We start from the raw sequence: 3511 nt of genomic DNA, 5'->3' as shown, positions 1-3511 counted from the left end.
ATATCTTGAACTGTAATTGTCCCTGTCTCAGCGGCAAAAGCTATCGGCGTAACTGGTGATACAGCCATACCAAATGCTAAACTCGCCACTAACAGCGATTGAATCATTTTCTTTTTCATTGAAATCTTTCTCCTAAAATCATATTGATGAATGATTAATTCATATTTTTTTTCGATAGTATAATATTAATCCTGATGGTAGAGCTAAAGCTAAACCAACTAGGATATAAATGTGTGTTCCAATACCTCCAGTACTAGGCAATTCTGTTCCTTTACTGTTAGTAATTTTAAAAGTATATACTGTACTTCCATCTACTAAATTCTCTTTTATTGGTGTCGCATTATTACCATTTTGTTCAAAGGTAACTCCCGTAGAAATCACTAATACTGACATATCATTTTTAGGTAGTAGGTACCCTGGAGGGGCCTTTGTCTCTGTTAGGTAGTATTTTCCTACTGGCAAACTGAGGTAGTTATTAGCATCCACTAATAACAAGCCTTTATCGTTTGTCACCAGCCCTGAATACATAGGATGTGAAGCTTTATTCCCATTAGCATCTGATTCATAAATATCAAAAACTGCACCTGCTAAAAAATTATTATCATTTTCGACATTAACTTTCTGTAGTCGTACTTTTTGCTTGATACGTGTATTGGTAAAGCTAATATCTACGTCTCCTGAAACTGTAAGGGATTGTAATCCGGTAGCATCATAAGTTTTATCAGCTTCACCAGTTGCTAGATTTTTTTCTGTAATTGACTCAGATACTTTAAATTCATCGTAGGCTTGTTCATCTATTGATATAGAAGTTCCATAAGGTACTTTAAATTCCTTAGTCTGACCATCTCTCAGCGGAAAATTCTCTTGTTGCAACGTTTCACTTGGATTAAACAAGAAGTCTTTCGTCTTATCTTCATCTAGTCCAACGACAGTTTTACTTACTCTGACGGTGTATTCTTTAGGTTGCCAAACAGCATATAAGGTATTTGTTGCATCAGGGTTGTTATCAATACCTATTGATTGACCTGCTGTAAATTCCACACGTCCTGTATCAGCTAAATCCTTATCATGATGCCAACCAATAAGGTTGTAACCTGTCCTTGTAAAGTATTGATTTTCAGGAATTGTAGTTGTGCTATTCAACTCCATACGCGGTGTCTCTACTTGTGTTACCACATTACCATTTTCTACTCTAGTACCACCGTTACCATTATATTTGATGGAGGTATCTTCTAATTTGATATCTCCTACTGGAATAATGACAGGTTTTATGGTGATATTTTTATTAGCATCTGCTAAATGGGCGTCAATATCAATGGAATCATATGGGTTATAAATTTTACCATTGTACCACCAGCCACGGAAACGATAGCCATCTGGCATTGTCGGACGTCTCAGTAAGGCTGAATGGGAGCCATCGTCATAGGAATCAGGGTCAGTAGGCTCATTACTTGTTTGTAATTGCTGACCAGAAGCATCCAATGCTGGTTTTCCATCTGTACCAACAGCATCATTGCTGTATATAATATGATAATCTCCAGCCTTTCGCCAAATAGCTCTTAAATTGATATCTTGAGTTACAGCACCTGAAAAGTTATAAGGTCTAATACTACCATCTGGATTAACATAATACCAACCGACTAATTTGTAAGCGTCTTTTACGTACTTGTACTTAGTTGTTGTATCGACATTTGAGAGACTATTATCTGTCGTATAATAGGCATCTTTAGTTGAGTCGGGATCTTTATCTCGTGAATCATACTTATAATAATATGTACCTGAAGGATCTTGGATATAATCCCTTGTAATATCTGTATAATCCGGAATACGATCACCATAATGCAAGTCTAAATAGGTATCATCTGTTTTTGATAATTGGCCTCCGTTTGGATCAATATTGACACGATATGTTACCTTTTGCCAACCTGCATAGACTTTAACATCATGAGGAGGCATAGTCGTGTTAAAATCAAATACTTGTGTTTGTGCTTGGTCTTTATACCATTTACCATCCCAAACATACCCTGGCCGACTAGGTTTAGGTTGAGCCGTTGCCGTATCGGGGGCATAAGAGGACAAATTTTGCTCATATAGAACATCCTTTACTGGAAAATTAGGAAGCTCTGTATTATCAAGCGGGTCTAAATATTTAATCTTGTATGAATTACGTTCATACCATACCACTAAGTCCAAATAATCTTTGTGGTAGGCACCATATCTATCATAGTATTCATCTGAAATAGGAACTTTTACTCCTGCACTCGTTTGACTTGCGTACTGATCAAAAAGGTAATTATCAGGATATAAACGTTGATAATATTTAACATTAAACCCTAGATATTTTTCTGTAAAGGTAAATTCATCTGCCCCAGCACCTCCACCGGTATCTGCTAAAGAATAAGTGCCATCCAAACCTTGTTTGAAGAACCGATAAGTTTGAACTATATTCCCTTTTGGAAAGAGTTTGATAACATCTGAATCAACGGTATCATTAGGTAAAATGAACTCACCTAAATAACTCATCCCATAGGTTCCAACTTGGTTATTTCCAACATTGGCTAAATAACCCCATGCACCCGTCTTCCATTGATAACCATTAGCGGCCAAGGTTGTACCGTAAAGTCCTGTGTAAGTATCAGCATCGGAATTCCAATTATAATTATAATAGTAATTATATAACGAATATCCGCTATATTTCGCAAACTTTATTGTGATGAGTTTTCTATCATAATAAACATTAACAACACTTGAACCATCGTCTTTTATCATGACAGAAGTTTCTGTCCTCGTATTATTAACTTTAAAGCCAGTCGGCAATTTTGCATTAATATCTTGTTGTGTTAGCGTCTGATTAGATAAAGATAGGCCTGATCGTGTTACTTGCCCTGCGTACTCATATGTCTTTTGCGCATCAGTAGCATTTTTATTATCCGTTGCTGATTGTTGCCAGTAGTTTATCGTGTAGGTTGTTTGTGCGGGCGACCAATGTGCATATAGCGTCGTATCCTTGGTCAAGACTTGATTAAAATCAAAGGCTGTCCCACCACTAGCAGCTGTGTACCACCCTGCAAAAGTATAACCTGGCCTTGTTGGATCATTAGGCTTAATTGTCGAAGCAGGTTGGTCTGTTAACACACGACGAGGTGCAATATAGGTAACTCCTGTTGATAAGTCGCCTGTATTGAATTCAACACCGTACGATTCTTTAAAGACAGGATAAAGACTTATGTCTGAAGATACAGGTAATGCTTGAATTTCTGATTCAGAAAGTGGAGCTCCATTTTGAGTTTTAGACCAACCTACAAATAACAATGTTGAAGTGGGTGGTGAAACTTTAAATGAACTTAGATCCGCGGTTCCGTTTCCTGAACTATCCAATGGTACTTGATAACGCTCCAAAATACTTTTACCAGCAGAATCATCATATAAAGTTACTGTCGCCACTTTACTCATAAATGGACGAACATAAATTTCTTTTGTCTCAGTTACAGTTATTGGCTCACCAAATTTA

2 protein-coding genes are annotated in these 3511 nt (G+C 36.9%); both read right to left on the bottom strand.

Annotated elements, in window-relative coordinates; genetic code table 11:
• Window positions 1–119: surface protein Spb1 (locus tag HMPREF9171_RS1000000113410; RefSeq protein WP_079255210.1), on the bottom strand; the 119-nt coding region annotated here is incomplete at its 3' end.
• Window positions 120–159: 40 nt separating this feature from the next.
• On the bottom strand, window positions 160–3511 hold a 3352-nt coding region (locus tag HMPREF9171_RS0102450; protein ID WP_001872159.1), incomplete at its 5' end, for an InlB B-repeat-containing protein.

The sequence above is a fragment of the Streptococcus agalactiae ATCC 13813 genome, from assembly GCF_000186445.1.
Taxonomy (GTDB): Bacteria; Bacillota; Bacilli; order Lactobacillales; family Streptococcaceae; genus Streptococcus; species Streptococcus agalactiae.
This window is presented reverse-complemented; position numbering and strand designations above follow the sequence as displayed.